The 19,806-nt window shown below is 62.9% G+C and carries 22 protein-coding genes; 13 read left to right on the forward strand and 9 right to left on the reverse strand.

Going from position 1 to position 19,806, the window contains the following annotated elements; genetic code table 11:
- Positions 1-126: 126 nt before the first annotated feature.
- On the reverse strand, positions 127-810 hold the full coding sequence (locus tag AC4FWB_RS25025) for a response regulator transcription factor (RefSeq protein WP_040974579.1): 684 nt from the start codon (positions 808-810) through the stop codon (positions 127-129).
- A gap of 147 nt (positions 811-957) precedes the next feature.
- Between AC4FWB_RS25025 and AC4FWB_RS25030 the strand changes: the two genes are divergently transcribed.
- Complete coding sequence (locus tag AC4FWB_RS25030) at positions 958-1,491, forward strand: L,D-transpeptidase family protein (RefSeq protein ID WP_491028906.1); 534 nt, start codon at positions 958-960, stop codon at positions 1,489-1,491.
- A 74-nt stretch (positions 1,492-1,565) separates the two neighbouring features.
- On the opposite strand, the gene AC4FWB_RS25035 is transcribed toward AC4FWB_RS25030, so the two are convergent.
- Complete coding sequence (locus AC4FWB_RS25035; RefSeq protein WP_491028907.1) at positions 1,566-1,823, reverse strand: hypothetical protein; 258 nt, start codon at positions 1,821-1,823, stop codon at positions 1,566-1,568.
- 130 nt (positions 1,824-1,953) lie between these two features.
- On the opposite strand from AC4FWB_RS25035, the gene AC4FWB_RS25040 reads away from it, so the two are divergent.
- Positions 1,954-2,880, forward strand: a complete 927-nt coding sequence (locus AC4FWB_RS25040) for a LysR substrate-binding domain-containing protein (RefSeq protein ID WP_491028908.1) — start codon at positions 1,954-1,956, stop codon at positions 2,878-2,880.
- Positions 2,881-2,901: 21 nt separating this feature from the next.
- On the opposite strand, the gene AC4FWB_RS25045 is transcribed toward AC4FWB_RS25040, so the two are convergent.
- From AC4FWB_RS25045 to tsaD, 6 genes are all read right to left on the reverse strand, one after another.
- On the reverse strand, positions 2,902-3,327 hold the full coding sequence (locus AC4FWB_RS25045; protein WP_491028909.1) for a DUF1761 domain-containing protein: 426 nt from the start codon (positions 3,325-3,327) through the stop codon (positions 2,902-2,904).
- 102 nt (positions 3,328-3,429) lie between these two features.
- On the reverse strand, positions 3,430-4,143 hold the full coding sequence (locus AC4FWB_RS25050; RefSeq protein ID WP_491028910.1) for a class I SAM-dependent methyltransferase: 714 nt from the start codon (positions 4,141-4,143) through the stop codon (positions 3,430-3,432).
- A complete protein-coding gene (locus AC4FWB_RS25055) occupies positions 4,098-4,523 on the reverse strand; it encodes an EVE domain-containing protein (protein ID WP_491028911.1) in 426 nt (141 codons plus the stop codon). The genes AC4FWB_RS25050 and AC4FWB_RS25055 overlap by 46 nt, the downstream gene beginning before the upstream one ends.
- A 97-nt stretch (positions 4,524-4,620) precedes the next feature.
- Positions 4,621-4,917 (reverse strand): YciI-like protein, encoded by a 297-nt coding sequence (locus AC4FWB_RS25060; protein WP_491028912.1) that lies wholly within the window; start codon positions 4,915-4,917, stop codon positions 4,621-4,623.
- 18 nt (positions 4,918-4,935) lie between these two features.
- Positions 4,936-5,949, reverse strand: coding sequence for an NAD(P)H-dependent glycerol-3-phosphate dehydrogenase (locus AC4FWB_RS25065; RefSeq protein WP_491028913.1), 1,014 nt, complete (start codon positions 5,947-5,949; stop codon positions 4,936-4,938).
- The gene (gene tsaD / locus AC4FWB_RS25070) at positions 5,946-7,031 is read right to left on the reverse strand and encodes a tRNA (adenosine(37)-N6)-threonylcarbamoyltransferase complex transferase subunit TsaD (protein WP_491028978.1); all 1,086 of its coding nucleotides are present in this window, start codon (positions 7,029-7,031) and stop codon (positions 5,946-5,948) included. The genes AC4FWB_RS25065 and tsaD overlap by 4 nt, the downstream gene beginning before the upstream one ends.
- A gap of 230 nt (positions 7,032-7,261) precedes the next feature.
- Here tsaD and hemC point away from each other — a divergent pair, with 230 nt between their 5' ends.
- The 9 genes from hemC (at position 7,262) to AC4FWB_RS25115 (ending at position 16,419) form a co-directional block, all read left to right on the forward strand.
- Positions 7,262-8,185, forward strand: coding sequence for a hydroxymethylbilane synthase (gene hemC / locus AC4FWB_RS25075; RefSeq protein ID WP_491028914.1), 924 nt, complete (start codon positions 7,262-7,264; stop codon positions 8,183-8,185).
- Between the two features lies 1 nt (position 8,186).
- A complete protein-coding gene (locus tag AC4FWB_RS25080) occupies positions 8,187-8,900 on the forward strand; it encodes a uroporphyrinogen-III synthase (protein WP_491028915.1) in 714 nt (237 codons plus the stop codon).
- Between the two features lie 99 nt (positions 8,901-8,999).
- Complete coding sequence (locus AC4FWB_RS25085) at positions 9,000-10,466, forward strand: COG4223 family protein (protein WP_491028916.1); 1,467 nt, start codon at positions 9,000-9,002, stop codon at positions 10,464-10,466.
- 10 nt (positions 10,467-10,476) lie between these two features.
- The gene (locus AC4FWB_RS25090; protein ID WP_491028917.1) at positions 10,477-12,045 is read left to right on the forward strand and encodes a heme biosynthesis protein HemY; all 1,569 of its coding nucleotides are present in this window, start codon (positions 10,477-10,479) and stop codon (positions 12,043-12,045) included.
- Positions 12,046-12,078: 33 nt separating this feature from the next.
- On the forward strand, positions 12,079-12,555 hold the full coding sequence (locus AC4FWB_RS25095) for a tellurite resistance TerB family protein (RefSeq protein WP_491028918.1): 477 nt from the start codon (positions 12,079-12,081) through the stop codon (positions 12,553-12,555).
- Between the two features lie 14 nt (positions 12,556-12,569).
- Entirely contained in the window at positions 12,570-13,286 is a 717-nt protein-coding gene (locus AC4FWB_RS25100) for a glutamine amidotransferase (RefSeq protein WP_491028919.1), read from the forward strand.
- A gap of 139 nt (positions 13,287-13,425) precedes the next feature.
- Positions 13,426-13,656 carry a hypothetical protein gene (locus tag AC4FWB_RS25105; protein WP_491028920.1) on the forward strand — a complete coding sequence of 77 codons (231 nt, stop codon included), beginning with the start codon at positions 13,426-13,428 and terminating at the stop codon, positions 13,654-13,656.
- 359 nt (positions 13,657-14,015) lie between these two features.
- Complete coding sequence (locus AC4FWB_RS25110; protein WP_491028921.1) at positions 14,016-14,438, forward strand: hypothetical protein; 423 nt, start codon at positions 14,016-14,018, stop codon at positions 14,436-14,438.
- Between the two features lie 85 nt (positions 14,439-14,523).
- Positions 14,524-16,419 carry an esterase/lipase family protein gene (locus tag AC4FWB_RS25115; protein ID WP_491028922.1) on the forward strand — a complete coding sequence of 632 codons (1,896 nt, stop codon included), beginning with the start codon at positions 14,524-14,526 and terminating at the stop codon, positions 16,417-16,419.
- A 727-nt stretch (positions 16,420-17,146) separates the two neighbouring features.
- Here AC4FWB_RS25115 and AC4FWB_RS25120 read toward each other — a convergent pair.
- On the reverse strand, positions 17,147-18,385 hold the full coding sequence (locus tag AC4FWB_RS25120) for an MFS transporter (protein ID WP_491028923.1): 1,239 nt from the start codon (positions 18,383-18,385) through the stop codon (positions 17,147-17,149).
- A 618-nt stretch (positions 18,386-19,003) separates the two neighbouring features.
- On the opposite strand from AC4FWB_RS25120, the gene AC4FWB_RS25125 reads away from it, so the two are divergent.
- The gene (locus AC4FWB_RS25125) at positions 19,004-19,330 is read left to right on the forward strand and encodes a hypothetical protein (protein ID WP_491028924.1); all 327 of its coding nucleotides are present in this window, start codon (positions 19,004-19,006) and stop codon (positions 19,328-19,330) included.
- Complete coding sequence (locus tag AC4FWB_RS25130; protein WP_491028925.1) at positions 19,314-19,790, forward strand: hypothetical protein; 477 nt, start codon at positions 19,314-19,316, stop codon at positions 19,788-19,790. Before AC4FWB_RS25125 ends, AC4FWB_RS25130 begins: the two co-directional genes overlap by 17 nt.
- Positions 19,791-19,806: the final 16 nt, after the last annotated feature.

Consider the following 19,806-nt stretch of genomic DNA (forward strand, 5'->3'; position numbering starts at 1 on the left):
CACGAACGCTCCAACACTTCCAATCACGCACCATCCGATGCGTCCAGCGAGCCGATCCATCACCCTCCAGCACCAGGATCGTACCCGAAGCGGTCCCGCCCGACCGCTCATTAGATCATGAAATGTTTAAGGAACCAGCTTGTAGCCGCCGCTTTCTGTCACAAGAATTTCGGCATTGGAAGGATCGCGCTCAATCTTCTGGCGTAGCCGGTAGACGTGGGTCTCCAGCGTGTGCGTGGTGACGCCGGAATTGTAGCCCCACACCTCTTCCAGGAGCACGTCGCGGGTCACCACTTTCTGGTCGGCGCGATAGAGATATTTGATGATAGAGGCCTCCTTTTCGGTCAGCCGCACCTTGGCGCCGCGCGGATCGATCAAAAGCTTCTGGCTGGGCTTGAACGTGTAGGGGCCGACCGAGAAGGTGGCGTCCTCGCTCTGCTCGTGCTGGCGAAGCTGCGCGCGGATGCGCGCAAGCAGCACGGCGAAGCGAAAGGGCTTGGTGACATAGTCGTTGGCGCCGGCCTCGAGGCCCAGGATCGTGTCGGAATCGGTGTCGTGGCCGGTCAGCATGATGATCGGCGCCTTGTAGCCGCCCTTGCGCAGGATCTTCACCGCCTCGCGGCCGTCCATGTCGGGCAGGCCGACATCCATGATCAGCAGATCGACGAGGCCGCCGCGCGCCGCGGCGACGCCTTTCGCGGCGGTGGATTCCTGCTGGACGTCGAATTCCTCGTAAAGGGCCAGTTGCTCGACGAGAGTGGCTCGCAGGTCGTCGTCGTCGTCAACGATCAGAATGGTGCGTGATGTCATGGATCAATCCGTTGTTTTAAAAAGAATATTCAGTTGACCTCCCCCCATTTATGCGGAAGCTCACCGGCGCAACAGCCGATCACAGTGATTTGTTCCGTGACACAATCATACAAGAAAAAACGCGCGCGCAATGAGGCGGGTGAATTTTTGCCGAAAGGCCTGCGTGTCCTGACTGTGCGCGCGCGGCCCGGCAACCCTGCGCAAGGGTTCCTGCAGGCCGGCAAAACGGTGTTTCCCTGCGCGCTTGGGCGCGGCGGCATCTCGGCAAACAAGCACGAGGGCGACGGCGCGACGCCGCTGGCCGCGATGCGGATATTGTCGGGCTATTTCCGCAACGACCAGTTTCCCGGCGGGCGGCGGACGAGGCTGGCGATGGCGCCGATCGGCCCGGACCTCGGCTGGTGCGAGGTGCCGGACGACCGCAACTACAACCGTCCGGTGAAGATCCCTTATGGCGCCAGCCATGAGCGGATGCGGCGCGCCGATCGCCTCTACGATGTGTGCCTGGTGCTCGACTGGAACATCGCGCCGCGCCGGCGCGGCCGCGGCAGCGCGATCTTCTTCCATCTCGCGCGTCCCGGCTTCACGCCGACGCAAGGCTGCGTGGCGGTGACGGCGCGCACCATGGCGCGGCTGCTGCCGCTGCTGTCGGACCGGACTGTGGTGAAGGTGGTGAGGTAGGGGAATAGGGGAATGTTGCTTCCATGGGCGCGCGTTCGCACCCAAATGCCCTACTCCCCTACTCCCTCATTCCCTTAATGCCGTCGCGGCTGCTGCCACCCCGCATCCAGCAATCCGATCCGGCCAATCTCCCGGTCCATCGCCTTCGCGACGTCGCGGCGTTCGGCGCCGATGTCGCGCAACTGGCGGTCGGAGAGATCCTCGATGGACTCGAGAGGAAGCCGGGCGGCGACCTTCGCCTGACGCAGCCAATCGACTGCCGAGCGCAGCCAAAGCGTGATGCGGGAGCGGGATTTCAGGGCGGTAAGGGACTTGAGAACGATCTCGGTCATGGCTTTTCCCGTGCTCTCCGGATATCAAATCCGGTTTTAAGGTGTTTCGATGCCGCGATCTTGCCGGATTGAAAAACAAACGGGAAACGAGTAGTTCTTTTCTGATCATCAAGTTTTATTTGGAGATCGAATGTCCAAGCTGCTGCCCGGAACGCGCGCGTTGAGGACGTTCGAGGCGGCGGCCAGGCACCTCAATTTCACCCGCGCCGCCGACGAGCTCGGCCTGACTCCGGCAGCGGTCAGCCACCAGATCAAGGAAATCGAGGATCAGCTCGACCTGGTGCTGTTCACGCGCACCAGCCGCACCATCCGGCTGACGGAAGCGGGCAACGTTCTGTTCGAGGCCTCGATCGATGCGCTCGACCTGCTTGGTCGTGCCGTTACCCGCGCGCGCAAAATGACCAGAGGCACGGCGCTGCTCAAGATCACGCTTGACGCGCAGTTCGCGACCAAGTGGCTGATGCGCCGCGTGGACTATTTCCGCCGGCAAAAGCCCGGCATCGAGCTGCGCTTCGACATCACTTATGACGTCAGAGATTTCGAACGGGACGATGTCGACGCCGGCATCCGCTTTGGCGCCGGCAAATATCCGGGGCTCTGCGCGCATCGGCTGTTCGAAAACATCATCATTCCGGTGTGCAGCCCGGCGCTGCTCAGCTCAGGCCCGCCGCTGAGAGAGCCGCGCGATCTCTTCCACCACACGCTTGCGCATATCGAATGGTCACGGCAGGGCGTGACATGGCCGAACTGGCAGATGTGGATGCACGCGGCAGGCGTCGACGATTTCGACGACAGCCGTATACTGGTCTTCGGATCTGCCACGGACGCCACCCAGGCGGCGCTCGAAGGCAATGCCGTCGCGCTGGCCGACTTCGCCATGGTGGCCAACGACCTTTCGCAAGGGCGGCTAATCCGCCCCTTCGAGCTCGGCATCAAGGTCGCGCCGGAATTCGCCTATTTCCTGGTTTACCCGGAAGCATTGAAAGTCGACGCGCGCATCGTCGCCTTTCGCGAATGGCTTCTCGACGAGGTCGCGAAAGACGGAGAGGCGGGGTAGCGATGGTGCGGGCGACATGCATTAGCCCGCGGGCGCGGCCGGCGCGCCGAACCAGCCGATCACAGCACCCATGATCAGCAGCACGCCGAGCCAGTGGCCGGCGTCGATCAGGGTGAGGTTCCAGCCGAAGCCTTCATAGCGGTGGTTGACCGAAAGCGTGGTGGCGACGAAGCCCAGCCAGAGCACGAAGCCGAACAGCAATCCCGCGACAGGGCTCGGCTCGCCGCCGGTTATCGCGCCGACCACAAGCGTCAGGATCAGCGCCATCACCAGCTCGGCGATGAAGCTGACGATGAACGGAACGGCCGAGCGCTTCATCGCCGCCGGGTCGAGTTTTGCCGCCTTCAGCCACGGCTTGCTCAAGCCCATGTACCAGACGGCGCCGAACAACCATGCCACGACAGCGGCGACGATCACCGCCAGCCAGTTCACGACCGAAAAATCCATGGGTCCCCTCCCCGATGCATGTCGCTCAAAAGTGTGAGCGGTTTTGAGACAACGACATGCATGAACTAAGTCAGCTGATGGAATCCCTGTTCGCCGGCGGCGTCAAGCGGGGAGAGCGGGATCCCATCGCCAGACGGTGGTGCGCTTGACCTCGGCGTCCTCCAGCACGCGCGTCACCGGCACCTGATAGACGGCGAGCGATTGCAGCCCCTTCTTCGGCAGGTAAGCGCGGCCGGGATCGCCGACGAGGATGTCGGCGCCGCGCGCCGTGAGCGTCGCGAACCAGGGCGTCAGCCGGTCGGCCAACGGCTTGTCGTAGAAGACGTCGCCGGCGAGCACGACATCCCAGCCGTCATCCGTATCGATGCAGTCCGCATCCAGGAATTTGGCCTTCACGCCATTGGCTTCCAGGTTGAGCGCGATCACCGCCCCGCAAAACGGGTCGATGTCGGCTGCAATCACTTCAGCCGCGCCGGCCTTCAAGGCAGCGATGGCGACCATGCCGGAGCCGGAGGCGAAATCGAGCACGCGTCTTCCCCGCACCGTTGCCGGATGGTCGAGCACGTATCGAGACAGGCCCTGGCCGCCGGCCCAGGCGAAGGCCCAGAAGGGCGGCGGCAGGCCGATCTCGGCCAGCTCCTCCTCGGTGCGCAGCCACAGGTCATGCGCTTCGTCGGCCAGATGCAGCAGCACTTCCGGCACATGCGGCGGCGCCATCAGCGCCGTGTTGTCGAGGATGAATCTTTTCGCGGTTTTTGGCGTGAGCCGTTTCACGGCGCCGGGTTGAGATCGGCCATGCGGCAGACTTCTTTCCATTCGGCCGGGGTCACCGGCTGCACGGAAAGCCGCCCGAGGCGAACCAGTGCCATGTCGGAGAGCTTCGGATTGGCCTTGACCTGTTCCAGCGTCACCGGCTTCGGCACGTCCTTATAGGCGCGGATGTCGACGCATTCCCAGCGCGGATCGTCGGTGGTGGTGTCGGGGTGGGCGAGCGCGCAGACCTCGGCGATGCCGACGATGTCGAGGCCTTCATTGGAGTGATAGAAGAAGCCGAGATCGCCGATCTGCATGGCCTTCATGTTGTTGCGGGCGGCGTAGTTGCGCACGCCGTCCCACTGCGTGCCGGCCTTGCCTTTCGCCTTCAGCGCCTCGAAGGAAAAGACCGAGGGTTCGGACTTGAACAGCCAGTAGTTCATCTCACTTGTCCCATTGCCATTGCCGCCACGATGAAGCGTTCGCGCTACCCTTACCCTTTCCCCGTTCTCACGGGGAGAGGGGGTGCCGAGCGAACGATCATGCACCGGCGGGCTTCTGGAAGACCCAGTTCCACGCCCGGATTTCGACGCTTTCGAACAAGCCGGCCCTGGCATAGGGGTCGGAGGCCGCCAAGGCTTGCGCACCGGCCATGTCCGGCGCCTCGATCATCACCAGGCTGCCGTCGGGCTTGCCGTCGACGTCGAGGAAAGGACCGGCAAAGGCAAGCTTTCCTTCGCCGATCAGGTCTTCCAGGAAGGCCGCATGCGCCGGCCGCGTGTCGATACGCAGCTGCAAGCTGCCGGGCTTGTCCTTGCAAATCAACGCAAACAGCATCTCTAAAACTCCGATGGTTCAGATGTCGGTTTCGGTTTTGAGCGGGCGCGTCATCAGCGCCGTCACGGCCTGTCCGATGGTGATCTTGCCGTCGAGGATGGCGGCGACGGCGGAAATGATCGGTGCCTCGATCTGGCGCTCGGCGGCGATGCGGGCGGCAATTCCCGCGGTCGGCACGCCTTCGGCGAGCGGCAGGCCGGCAAGCGGCTTGCCCTGGCCGAGCGCCAGGCCATAGGCGAAATTGCGCGACTGCGCCGAGGAGCAGGTGAGCAGAAGGTCGCCGAGGCCGGATAGCCCCATCAGCGTCTCAGGCTTGGCGCCGAAAGCGGCGCCGATGCGGCGCAGCTCGACGAAGCCGCGCGTCACCATGGCGGCCTGGGCGCTGGCGCCGAGCCCGGCACCGGTGACGGCGCCGGCGGCGATGGCAAAGACGTTCTTCAGCGCGCCGCCGATCTCGACGCCGATCAGATCGTCGCTGGAATAGCAGCGCAGGTTTTCGGCCGAGAAGCGGGCCGCGAGCTCGGCCGCCAGATCGCCTTCGCGGGCGGCAACCACCACGGCCGTCGGCAGGCCGCGCGCGACATCGCTGGCAAAGCTCGGGCCGGAAAGGGCTGCCACCGGATTGTTCGGCAGGCTCTCCTCGACGATCGCCGACAGCAGCGCTCCGGTATCGCGCTCGATGCCCTTGGCGCAGAGGACCAGCGGCACGCCCTTCGGCACATCGCCTGCGGCGGCAGCCAGCATCGCGCGCAGCGATTGCGCCGGCGTCACCGCCAGCACGCAATTCGCGCCGTCGAGCGCGGCAGCGATATCGCTGGTGGCGACGATGCCGGGCTCGATCGCGATACCCGGCAGGTAGCGCGGATTCTCGCCGTGATCGATGGCGGCGACGGTCTCGCTATCGCGCGCGTAAAGCCGCACGAAATGGCCGGCCCGCAGCATGGCGAGCGCCAGCGCCGTGCCCCAGGCGCCGCCGCCCAGCACCGCAACGCGCCAGCCGCTCGCTGGCCTCCTGCTGGTCGTGCTGGTCATGCCTTGGCACCGCGCCGGCCAGAGCCGACCAAAGGAGCGGAAACACTGTCCAGCGGCCAGCGCGAACGCGGCACGAAATCGGCGGCATTCTCGTCAGCCATCCCGGCGCGCAGCCGCTCGATGCCGGCCCAGGCGATCATCGCCGCATTGTCGGTGCAGAGTTTCTGCGGCGGCGCAACGAATGCGAAGCCGGCTTCAGAACAGAGCGCTTCAAGCGTGCCCTTGATCGTGCGGTTGGCGGCAACGCCGCCGGCGACGACCAGCGCCGGCTTTGCCTTGTCGGGAAATTCCTGGCGAAAGCGCGTAAGCGCCCGCGCGACACGGTCGCCCAGCGCATCGGCCACCGCCGCCTGGAAGGAGGCGCAGATGTCGGCGACGTCCTGGTCGCTGAGCGGCGCGATCGCCGTTGCCGCCTGGCGCACCGCTGTTTTTAGCCCCGAGAAGGAGAAATCCGGCTGTGCCGAGCCTTTCATCGGCCGCGGGAAGGCGAAGCGGCCGGCATCGCCGCTCACCGCCGTCTTCTCGACGTTCGGGCCGCCAGGATAGGGCAGGCCGAGCATCTTGGCCGTCTTGTCGAAGGCCTCGCCCAATGCATCGTCGATGGTCGTTGCCCAGCGTTGGTAGTCGCCGACGCCGCGCACCGCGACGATCTGGGTGTGGCCGCCGGAGACGAGCAAAAGCAGATAGGGAAAATCGAGACCGTCGGTCAGCCTTGCGGTCAGCGCATGGCCTTCGAGGTGATTGATGGCAATCAGCGGCTTGTTCGCGGCGGCGGCGATCGCCTTGGCTGTCATCAAGCCGACGATCAGCCCGCCGACGAGACCGGGGCCTGCCGTCGCGGCAACCGCATCAACCTCGTCCAGCGACACCGCAGAGTCGGCCAGCGCTGCCTCGACGATGCCGTCCAGCGCCTCGACATGGGCGCGCGCGGCGATCTCGGGCACGACGCCGCCGAAGGCCGCATGCTCCTCGATCTGGCTGAGCACGATATTGGACAGGATCTCGGGCGCGGAAGCGCCGTCCAGCGCCACCACGCTGGCCGCCGTCTCGTCGCAACTCGTCTCAATGCCCAAAACGCGGATCAATTCGTCGCTATCCTCGAAGATTGTGTCTCCGGCCTTTCCTATATAGGAGGTCTGTCGATGTTCAGGTGATGCCGGCCTGCAAATGGCGGTTTTCTGCGCTTCCGGTGTTCACGTACCCAAAAGTACGATCCGCTCCGGTTCTCGAAATCCACCTTTTTCGGCTCGGCCTGACCTTAAATCTCGGCAGACCTCGAAATCGCCCCGGGGGTTATCACGGACCGCGCGCCATGCAAACTTTGAAAATCGGAACACGCGGCAGCCCGCTGGCGCTCGCCCAGGCGCATGAGACGCAAGCGCGGCTGATGAGGGCGCACGGCTTGCCTGAGCAGGCGTTCGAGGTGATGCCTATCTCGACCAGCGGCGACCGCATCCAGGACCGGCCGCTGTCGGAAGCCGGCGGCAAGGGCCTGTTCACCAAGGAGATCGAGGAGGCGCTGCTCGACGGCCGCATCGACATCGCCGTGCATTCGTCGAAGGACATGCCGACGGTGCTGCCCGATGGGCTGCAGCTCTCTACCTTCCTGCCGCGCGAGGACGCGCGCGACGCCTTCATCGGCAAGGCGGTGAAACGGATCGCCGACCTGCCGCATGGCGCCAGGGTCGGCTCGTCGTCGCTCCGACGCCAGGCGCTGATCCGCCGGATGCGGCCGGATCTCGACGTGGTGATGTTCCGCGGCAATGTGCAGACCAGGCTGCGCAAGCTGGATGAGGGCGTCGCCGAAGGCACCATTCTCGCCTATGCCGGGCTGAAGCGGCTCGGGCTCGAGAGCGTCGTTACCGACCTGATGCCCTTGGATGTCTTCCCGCCGGCTCCGGGCCAGGGCGCGATCGGCATCGAAAGCCGCATCGGCGACGGCGCGGTGGAAAAAATGCTGGCGGCCATCCACGATGCGCCGACCGGCCAGGCATTGGCCTGCGAGCGCGCCTTCCTCGCCGCGCTCGACGGCTCCTGCCGCACGCCGATCGCCGGCCATGCAACGATATCGGGCGAGAACCTGTCCTTTGCCGGGCTGATCATTTCGCCCGATGGCACCGAATCGCATGAGGTCAAACTGGACGGCCGGGCGGCGGATGCGGCGGAAATAGGCACGGAAGCCGCGCGAACGGTGCGCGCCAAGGCCGGCGCGAAATTCTTCGACGGCTGGGCCTGACATGGTCCGCGTCCTGGTGACGAGGCCGGAACCGGGCGCCTCGCGCACGGCCCGGCGGCTCGAAGCCCAGGGATTTCGATCCATTGTGCTGCCGCTGACCGAGACGGTGGCGCTGCCGGTCGAGGCAAGCGTCTTCCCTGCCGCCGTTGCGGTCGCCGTCACCAGCGCCAACGCGGTTCGTCATGCGCCGCAAGCGCTGATCGCAGCGCTTGCGGCCTTGCCTTGCCATGCGGTCGGGAAGAGGACGGCCGAAGCCTGCCGTGCGGCCGGATTTACGGCCGTCTCCGAAGGTCTGGGCAATGCCGAAGCGCTGGCCGGTGCGATAGCCGACGAACTCGCAGGCAAAGAGATGGTCTATCTTTGCGGCCGTGTGCGCTTTCCGGCGTTCGAGGAGCGGCTTGCGGCGGCCGGCATACGTTTCAATGCGGTCGAGACCTACGACACGGTTCGGCTTGGCTATTCGGACGAAGAGATCGTCGCGCGCCTTTCGAACAAGCCCGTCGACGCGGCGCTGGTCTATTCGGCCAAGGCTGCAGAGGCGCTGAGCCCGCTGATCCGCCGGCCCGCCTTGCGCGGCTTGTTCGAAAGCACGGAATTTCTCGCGCTGTCCGCCCGTGTCGCCAAGGCATTGGCCGAGGTCGACGGGCAAAAGGTCCGCATTGCCTCGCAACCCGACGAGGACGCGCTGCTGGCGCTTTTGTCGCTGCCGCGCTGAGCCGCGTCATCACACCGCCCCTTTTCACCGCTTGGTGATGTGCTAGAGCATCCCCTAGACCCTTCGAACCATCCACCAGCCAGTTCGCGGAGCCCAAGCATGGTCAAGACGCCGAAGACGCGACATTCGAAGGTTCGCCGCGAGCCGGTGACGATCGAGCTCGAGCCCGGCGCCGTCTCGCGAATCGCCGACGAGGATGCCGCCAAGGCCGAGACGGGCGCGGCGCAAACCGATGAAGCGAAGGCGGAGGAAGCCGCCGCCGCTTCGCAGCCGGAAGCTCCGGAAGAGCCGATACATGCCGAGCAGACCGATATCGAGCCGTGGGAACACGCCGATGCGGCGCAGGGCACGGCAGATGAGCCTGAGGCCAAGGACGAGCCGGAGGCGCCTTATCCCGGCAGTTCGGAGGCTCCGAAGAGCGAGCCAAATAATTTCGGCTACAATTTCGAGGATGCATCCGGGGCCAAGTCCAGTTCCGCCGCTTCTGCGCCGAGACCGAGCGAGAGCCGGGGCGACGATCGTGGGACGTCGCCGCCCGGACGCGCCGGCGTGCGCACCATTGCAGCCGGTGTCATCGGCGGCGTGATCGCGCTTGCCGGCGCCGGCCTTCTGCAGGCGGTTGGCCTGCTCGGCTCCCCGGCCACCAGTGGAGCGCAGCTCGACGGCGTCACCGGCGAGATCGCCTCGCTGAAGAGCGAGATCGCGGCGCTGAAGGAAACAGGCGACGCCGGCGCCTCGGCCAAGGTCGATGGCCTGTCCTCGGCGCTCGACCAGGTGAAGTCGGATATCGCGGCGTTGAAATCGTCGGCCGGACAGAGTGGCGACGACACCGCGCTCAAGGCGCTCAACGACAAGGTCGGTCGGATCGAGACGGCCGTCGCGGACCTGCAGAAGGCAGGCAGCGCGGCGCCGGTGGATCTCGGCCCGCTCAACGAGAAGCTCGCCGGGCTCGATGCGCTGGTGAAATCGACCGGCGACGCGTCAAAGGCCGAGGACGGCCGAATCGCGGCGCTGGAACAGTCGGTGTCGCAGCTCTCCGGCAAGGTCGAGGCGCAGGCCTCGCAGCCGAAGATCGCGCTCGCGATTGCCGCTTCGGCGCTGAAGGCGGCGCTTGACCGTGGTGCGCCCTTTGCGACCGAGCTCGACACTTTCGCGGCGATCGCGCCGGACGCGCCGGAGATCGCGGTGCTGCGGTCGTACGCCGAGAAGGGCGTGCCGACCCGCGCCACGATCGCCGCGGAGATCGCCGCCGCCGCCAATGCCATGGTCGAGGCGGCGACGCCTGTTGACCAGAATGCCGGCTTCTTCCAGAGCCTGGTGTCGAGCGCCGAATCGCTCGTCAAGGTGCGGCCGGTTGGCGCCGTTCAGGGCAAGGGCGCGCCGGAAACCGTCGCGCGCATCGAAGTGGCGGTCAACCAGGGCGACTATGCCAAGGCGCTCGCCGAATACGACACGCTGCCCGATGCGGCGAAGTCGGCAGGAGCCGATTTTGCCGGCAAACTGAAGGCGCGGCTCGATGTCGAAAAGCAGATCGAAGCGCTGATTGCCGGCGCGACGAAGGCGTGAGGACCATTCGATGATCCGCATCCTCGTCTTCCTCGCCGTCGTCTTCGCGCTGGGGCTCGGCTTCGCCTGGCTGGCCGACCGCCCGGGCGAGATGATCGTCACCTTCAACGGCTACCAGTACCAGGTCACGCTGATGGTGGCGGCGGTGGCGATCGTCGCCGTGGTCGCCGCGGTGATGATCGTCTGGTGGCTGATCAAGTCGCTGTGGAACAGCCCCTACACGATTTCGCGCTATTTCCGTGTGCGTCGCCGCGATCGCGGCTATCAGGCGCTGTCGACCGGCATGATAGCGGCGGGCGCCGGCGACGGCGCGCTGGCGCGCAAGAAGACCAAGGAAGCGGCCAAGCTGATAAGGTCCGACCAGGAGCCGCTGATCAACCTGCTCGACGCGCAGGCCTCGCTGCTCGAAGGCGACCACGAGGGCGCGCGAGAAAAGTTCGAGCGCATGCTCGACGATCCGGAAATGCGCTTGCTCGGCCTGCGCGGGCTTTATCTCGAAGCCGAGCGTCTGGGCGACCGCAACGCCGCGCGCCACTATGCCGGCCGCGCCGCCGCGGTGGCGCCGCAGCTTGCCTGGGCGGCGGAATCGACGCTCGAGGAGCTGACCGAGCGTGGCGACTGGGATGGCGCGCTGAAGCTGGTCGAGGCGCAGAAGTCCACCCGGCAGATCGAGCGCGACGCCGCCAACCGCCGCCGCGCCGTGCTGCTCACCGCCAAGGCGCAGGGGCTGGTCGACAGCGATCCGAATGCCGCCCGGACCGCGGCGCTTGAAGCCAACAAGCTGGCGCCCGACTTCGCGCCGGCGGCAGTGATCGCGGCCAATATGCTGTTCCGGCAAAACGACGTGCGCAAGGGTTCCAAGGTCCTGGAGACCGCCTGGCGGGCGGAGCCGCATCCGGACCTCGCCGAGCTCTACACCCATGCAAGGCCGGGCGATGCCGTGCTCGACCGCCTCAACCGGGCAAAGAAGCTGCAGGAGATGAAGAAGAACCACGCCGAGTCTTCTATGGCCGTGGCGCGCGCCGCGCTCGACGCGCAGGATTTCGGCACCGCCAGGCGCGAGGCGGAGGCCGCGATCCGCATGGACCGCCGCGAGGGCGCCTATCTGCTTCTGGCCGACATCGAGGAGGCCGAAACCGGCGATCAGGGCAAGGTGCGGCAGCTGTTGTCGAAGGCCGTGCGTGCGCCGCGCGATCCGGCCTGGGTTGCCGACGGCGTCGTTTCCGAGCGCTGGACGCCGGTGTCGCCAATTACCGGCAAGTTGGACGCCTTCACCTGGCGCGCGCCGATGGAGCGGCTTGGCCAGTTGATCGAGAGCGACGCGGACCTCGCGGTGCCGGCAATTTCTGCCGCGCCGCCGGCCGTGCCGGCCGAGAAAGCAATCGACATTGTCTCCGATGCACCGTCCACGAAGCCGGCCGCTGAAGCGTCGAACGGCACGGAGAATGAAATCGCGGCCGCCCTGCGCGATGGCGCGGCCGCCGAGCAGGCTTCGGAGCCGCCGCGCTTGCCGGACGATCCGGGCGTCGCACCGGAAGACGGGGCGGAAAAATCGCCGCGCCGGTTTCGTTTGTTTTGAGGTCCGGCTTTGGCGGACAAGGGAAAGGTGTCGATGTTCGAACGCGTGTTGTCCTTCCTGAGGGATTTGCCGACTGGCGGGGCCAAGCCGAGCGCCGACGATCCGCGCGTCGCGGCCTCGGCCCTGCTCTATCACGTGATGAATGCCGACGGCGTGCGCCAGGATGTCGAGTGGGAGCGCTTCAAGAAGATCCTGGCCGAGACCTATTCGATCAGCGGCGACGAGCTTGACGCGCTGGCGGCCGCCGGCGAGCGCGCCGACAATGAGGCGATCGACCTCTATGCCTTCACGAGCGTGCTCAAGCGCCATCTCGATGCCGAGGCGCGCAAGGCCTTCATCGGCCTGATGTGGGAGATCGTCTACGCCGATGGCGAATTGCACGAGCTCGAGGACAACACCGTCTGGCGCGTCGCCGAACTGATCGGCGTCGAGCGCCAGGACCGCATCGAAGCGCGCCGCAAGGCGGCGGCCGAAGCGCCGGACGCACGCGGAACGTCGAGCGACGAATAGGACCTCGCCTGCCCATGCCACCCAGACCGAGGCCGAGACCAAAAATCCTGATCGTGCTGCATCAGGAGACGTCGAGCCCCGGCCGCGTCGGCCATATGCTTCTGGAAGAAGGGTTTGACCTCGACATCCGCCGGCCGCCGCTTGGCGAGGAGCTGCCCTGCACGCTGGATGGCCACGCCGGCGCGGTGATCTTCGGCGGACCGATGAGCGCCAACGACTCCGATGAGTTCGTCCGGCGTGAGACCGACTGGCTGGAGATCCCGCTCAAGGAAAACCGTCCCTTCCTCGGCATATGCCTCGGCGCGCAGATGCTCGCCAACCATCTCGGCGGCAAGGTCGAGGGTCACGGCGAAGGGCTGGTCGAGATCGGCTGGTATCCGCTGAAGGCGACCGAGGCCGGCAAGAAGCTGCTGCACTGGCCGGAGATGGTCTACCAGTTCCACCGCGAGGGCTTTTCGCTGCCTAAGGACGCGACGCTGCTCGCGACCGCTGAAACCTATCCCAACCAGGCGTTTCGTTATGGCGACAATGCCTGGGGCATCCAGTTCCACGGCGAGCTGACCAGGGTGATGATGCAGCGCTGGGTGGTGCGCGGCGCGCACCGCTTCGAGCTGCCCGGCGCGCAGCCCGGCCGCGACCATCTCGGCGGCCGGCTCATCTGGGACATGCACCTCAAGCGCTGGCTGGGCGAATTTTTGGGCCTGATCTTCGGCAAGCCGGCGGTGGGATAGAGCAAAAGCTTGCCCCGAGTGGCAGAGCTCAAGCCAAAGACCTCTGCCGAGGCGTGGCGATCACCTTGCGCCCCGTCAGTATCGGCGGGGCCACAATCTGTGCTAAGCCGCCCGCCCAACCAACCAAAGGACGACACCTGTGAGCGAACTGACCGTGGCCGAGGCGACCGAAAATATCTATGCCTCACTCCGAGCGGACAATGCCGACATCGATGCACATATCGCGACACTCAAGGCAGCGATGACACGAGAGGGGAAAAAACAGGCGGTGTTCGATCCGACCAAGTTGGCGCAGAACAACCGCTCCGGTCGCAAGTTGATGCAGGCCTATTTTCGGCAGCGCGGCGTTAGCGTGAGTTTTTCGGAGTAGAAGAGCCCGCGCGGGTGATCTCAAGCGCGCTGTTCGGCCGGTCCGGCGGTTCGCCATCTTGACGTCGGGACTGCGCCTGATTCCGGCCGTTCGCGCTACCCGCAGAAGCTACCGAAAGCTGTCCTTCCGCTTCGATAGTGCCGTCACCTCCGGAACGGGCCGAAATCGGACCTGCCAGCGCCACATCGAATGGTATCACTTCTGCTATTCAATAGGTGTTTGTACCGCGGTTGCTTCGCCCGCTCGAAGGAGACATCGGCATCGGTACCGGCTATCGCGCCTAGTCGAAACGTTGTACTACTTAGTGCACTGCCCGCTTTCAGGCGCCAAACTCGCTCACATGCCGGCCGGATCAAGCAATGAATGAGCAAGCTGCTGATGCGCATACGAACATGCCAATGCGGGACGCGTTGGAGCAGGAGATAGCAAAGCAAGCAGCGTTTCAGAGACGCTGGCGGATCATTTCGATGTCCGGCTATTCCGTGACCACAGTTGGAAGTCTTCTCAGTTCCGCGTCAGCCACCATTTGTGCGGGGGTCGGATTCAATCTGGCAGCTGCGGTCTTGGCCGCAACCTCTACGGTCCTGCTTGGCACCGAGAAGGCACTTCTCTTTCGAGAGAAGTGGAAATTTCATCTCATGATGCACACAAAATTAACGGCGCTTTCTTCGCAGTTTAGGCTCTCGCGGATAACGACGGACGATGCCGCAGACCAATTTAACGAGATTATGATTTCATATGCGCAAGAGCTTCCTATGGCAGGACGGGAGCTCGGCGCGTAGGGCCCGTTGACAAAAGGCAGCCAGGCGGAGCCGTAAAACTGGATGGGAGAGCTGCCTTAAGAGTTGCGATTGGAACTTAAACGCGATGTCTGACAAGGCGGAGGAGGTTCATACTAGCGCCTCAATACCCGCAAGTCCCATTCTTCATGGCAGCAATCCATCCGACAGCTTAGATGTCGTAACTCTTGTCCACGGGACGTTTGCGCGCGGTGCCGCTTGGACCACGCCGGGCTCTCACTTTCGGGAAAGCCTTCAGCGCGCATTGCCAAATGCGAAGATACAGACCTTTCTTTGGAGTGGCCAGAACTCTCATTTCGAAAGGATCAAAGCTGGGCAGGAGCTCGCTCAGTTTCTGGGGAAGCAAATCGAACTCGATGCTAGCAATCGACATGTAGTCATTTCACACAGTCACGGCGGCAATGTTGTACTGCATGCAATGCGAGATCCTAGGGTTTTGCGAAGTGTCCGAAAGGTTGTATTTCTTGGTACTCCATTTATTACCTGTTCGAAGCGAGATTTCCGGCCTTCATTGGTGTTGCTGGCGGCTCTTGTGAATTGGCTTTTAGTTTTTCCTGTTGTTATGCCATTTGGTGTGATATCGCTAATTAGCTTGCTTTCTGGTGCACTACAGAGACTTGCTGTACCTTTCAGTGACCATTACTTCGCTCTTGGTGGTCTAGGAGTTGTTCTCGGGATTGGTGCATGTAGCGGTTTTTTGATTTGGCACCTCTACCTAGGTGGAACAAAAAAAATTCGTAAATTGATTGTTGAACGATTCGGGAGTTGGTTGGCCTGGAAGCAGGACGCTTTAGCTGCGGAGTTCGCCCTCCCGCGCCTGCGCTCCGACTTTCTTGTCGTATACGATGATCTCGACGAAGCATTAGTCTGGCTTCGAATAATAGAGTCCGTCGCGTTATTGCCGAATTTGATTTGGGATTTGTGTTTGTGGGGTATACCAAAGTTTGGATGCCTTGTCCTTGGTCTTTTCATACTATCCATATTGGTTAAATTTCGTGATCCTAGTGATTATGCCTTTGGTCTGCTGTCTACTCCCATATTGGCATACGTGTTTTTATGCATCGCGGCGATTTTGATTTACATTTCGTGTATTATTGTTCCGCCAATAATGCGAGGCACCCCTATCGGCTTTGGAAAGGAAGCGTTGCTCACCAACGTTCTCCTTCGTGTCAGTCCGGCGCGACTTCCAAATGGGTCTTTTTCGGGGCTTGGCCAATTGTTGAAGTCTACTTCACCCAAGACAACCCTGAACGGATTGCGCCATAGCTTGCTTTACTCAGATTTGACTATTGTCGACCGGGTCACTCGTTGGATTCAGGGTGATCAAAGCGATTTGCAAATCTTAAGCGGCGAAGTGCGGAGGACGGGCACGATAGGTATTATTCTGAAATGGAGCACTTTGGCGGCGGCCATAATCGCATCGGCTCTCAACATTGCATGGAAGTATGATAAGTACAACTCACCGTTTGTGATTAGCCCCTTGTATGAAAGAAGTAAATGGGCTGTCCTCACCGAACACAGACAGCTAGCAAATGTTGACCACCGTGTAATTGCTAACAACTCACACACGGACATTCCTTTTAACGTAAACTCCGATCTTAGATCGAGACACTGTCACATCAGCGGTCATGCCATGACAAGCGACAGAGGTGTTTACTTTAATGTTTATTTATGGGATTGGCTTAAGATAACTAAGGACGAGATAGAGAGCAATCCGTTTATCGAAGAGAGAGAAAAGGAATACGTCAAGCCAATCGATGAGGCTAAACAATTTAACGTCTTTGACAATCGTGACGAGAGAAAATATTATTTTGATTTATCATTCGACAAACACCTAGATGGAATTTTTCTCGACTACACGAAAACTGGCGGGATTTACATTGGAAATTACGACGGTGAAGAAGATGCGGTGGTATCGATGACGATATTTCTCGATTGCTATGCGGGCGTCTCGTTAGACTAGCACGCCGAAGGCCCTTACCTTCAGCGTGAGGTCCGCGAGTGGTAATGCCTTGGGAGAACATCGCCCTGGTTTGGCCTATTGGCTCTTGTGTCGGCCGTCGCCTGCTCTACTCGGTAGCATCCGCTGGACGCGAACCTTCAACAAACGCTTCGACATCCAGATAGCTTCCCTTCGGTGAGCTACCAACAACTGGGTCAGCCGGCGATCGACAGGATTCTGCGGCCGATAGACCTGGCCAATGGCCAGCGCTGCAGCCAGGGCGGTGAACGCGCCCCCGATTGCACCACTGACGTAGTGGGTGCCGACGTAAATCCGGGAAGTGCGACGAGGATAGCGACCGCAGCGAAGAATAGACCGTATTTGCGCAGGCCGCACAGAAGAAACGCGATCGCAATCGCCGCCGCGGCTGTCGCGTGATCGGATGGGAAGAGAAATCGACAGTCGGCGATATCAAAAGATACGGTAGGCCAACTTCGTCGGGACGAGGCCTGCGAATGAACAGCAGGATGAGTTGATTGAGCGTCAAGCCCAGGCAAAAGGTCAAGCCGGACGGCGCGCATGCGCTTATGGGCCGGAGCTCCTCATGTACTCGTCTGGAAGGCCAATGGCTATTTTACCCGGTCTGTGCCTACGAAGCTGCCATTCCGCTTTCGGCCCCATCTCAGTCGTCGTCGGCGAAAGCCGATCGCCTCAGCGTCGGATCCAGCGGGTTAGGTCCGGCGCCCAGTCAGTTCCGGCTGTTCAGATGCCGCACCTGGCGCAGGGCCGGGAACAGATAGGCCCACAGCCCTGCGACAGCTATGGCGCCGATGCCGCCGACCACCACGGCCGGAACGGTGCCGATCAGCGCCGCCATGGTGCCGGCGCGGAATTCGCCGACTTCGTTGGAGGCGCCGACGAAGACCTGGTTCACGGCGTTGACGCGGCCGCGCACCTCGTCCGGCGTCCAGAGCTGGATCAGCGTCTCGCGGATATGGACGCTGAACATGTCGGTGGCGCCGAGCATGGCGAGCGCGGCGATCGACAGCCAGGTGATGGTCGAGACGCCGAACAGCACGGTGCAGGCGCCGAACGCCGAAGCGGAGGCGAGCATGATCTTGCCGGCGTGGTCGCGGATCGGGTGGCCAGCGAGCCAGACCGCGACGCAGATGGCGCCGATGCTGGGCGCCGAGCGCAGCAGGCCAAGGCCCCAGGGCCCGAGTTCCAGAATGTCGCGGGCATAGACCGGCAGCAGCGCCGAGGCGCCGGACAGAAGCACGGCGAAGAGGTCGAGCGAGATGGCGCCGAGCACGATCTTCTCGCTCCGGATATAGCCGAATCCGGCAAACAGCGTCTGCATCGTCGGCTTGTCGGTCGCCGTCTGCTGGGCGGGCTTTGGAATGGTGAAGACGAGCAGCGCGGCGACGAGCATCAGCACGGCAGCGGTGACGTAGGCGATTTCCGCCGAAAGGCCGTAGAGCAGGCCGCCGGCGACCGGGCCAACAATGGTCGCCGTCTGCCAGGCGGACGAGTTCCAGGCAATCGCGTTGGCGAAATCCTGCGGCGGCACCAGATTGGCGACCAGCGAGGACGATGCCGGTCCGTAGAAGGCGCGGGCGATACCGAACATGGCGAGCACGACGAAGATCGGCAGCGGGCCGCCAAGGCCGCGCAGCGTCAGCAACAGGAGAGCGAGCGCGCAACCGGCTTCGACGAGCGACGACAATGTCATGATCAGGCGGCGGCCGAAGCGGTCGGCGACGACGCCGGTGATGAGCACCAGAAGCAGCGACGGCAGGAACTGGACGATGCCGACGATGCCGAGGTCGAAGGGATTGCGCGTCAGGTCGTAGATCTGCCAGCCGACGGCGACAGAGACGATCTGGGTGGCGAAAGTGGTGAGGAAGCGCGCCGTCCAGTAGCTGAGATAAGGTCGGTGACGGAAGGCGGCGTAGCGCTGGTCAGGTGAAGTTGCTTCGATGGTCATGGTTCAAGGGCCCCGTTGCGGCGTCGGCCGGCGGGGCACTTCCACGGTGGGCGCTGGTCCGGCCGCGGACCCTTAGCCCAGTTCGTCTTTCGGCGCGCGTAAAAAATCCGCACTGGATGAAGGATTTTGCGGCTTGTTCCATCGAAAGCGCACGATATCCACGCCCACGGCGCTGCGAGAGGCGATCGGCTCGCAGGTATCTCGACGACGTCATCGTGTATTATTTCTTGGTCGATACGTTCTGAAAAGCATAATTTTGTCGTTTTTCTTGAGAATGTCTGTCGACATCATATTAGCGTTCACTAAGTTAGCTGGCATGGCCCCATGATTATTAATCATTTTCAAAGTTAAGCCGGCGGTTTGGCATTTTTTCCTTGCCATAGGTCAATTTCAGACGCAACCTTCAGTCGACATCAACCGCGCTGGCGGATTGTCGGCATGCTTGGGCGGACGGGCGCTAAGCATGGAGAGGGAAATAGGCATTCACCGAGGCGGCTCCCGCGGGGAGCGTTCCCCCCTCGACCTTAAGAGCACTTGCTGGTGGTTCGATCGCCGCAGTCGTCGTGCGGCGATCCGGACGGACATCGCGTGGCCGCCAGCCAGTCGGAGGAATGAACCATGAAATTCATGATCCACGCGACCTTGGTCGCCGCCTCGCTGGCGTTCGCCGGTTGCACCACCGACAGTATCGATAGTCGACCGCAATACGACAGGAACGGTAACCCCAATTTCGATACGCGCGGCCGTTACATCGGATGCCGTGGGCTCGGATGCAAAGTCGACGACCCTGACGATGCGGATCAAAGCATCGACGACAGGCCGCAATACGACAGGAACGGCAATCCCAACTTCGATACGCACGGCAACTATCAGGGTTGCAACGGCATCGGCTGCGAGGTCGACACGCCGGACGACAGTTCATCGGACGATGATGATTCCGGTTGACGGACTCTGCAGCAAGAGAAGGACGCTATCCATGTCTGAATTCGGCGACCTAGTCCGAATCGTCATCATCGGCCTCGCCGGGCTGGAAATGACGCTGGCCCCTGCTTTCGCCGCGAACAACGCCTGCGACGGCATAAAGGTCGAAGTCACGAAGGCGCGCAAACAGGAATATGCCCCTCTCGTCGCCGCGGCGGTGGGCAACAAGTTCAAGCCTGCCCAGGCGAAGTTCTTCACGATCATGGAGAGCGGCAACTGGAGCGCCGTTTACGTCTCCACGCCCGTCAGCGATGACGGCGTGATGTTCTTCCAGACGGTCAACGGGAAGAAACAGTTTCGCGACGTATGGGGCGGTTATGCGGAGCCATCGGAAAAACCCGACCTGGTATCCTGGGCGAAGAAGCTCGGAGCGCCGGAAAAGCTGGCCAGGTGTTTTGCCGAAACCGTCACGGAACGACAGTGACGACCTCGGGGAAATG

This window comes from Mesorhizobium sp. LEGMi-168a (genome assembly GCF_058312955.1).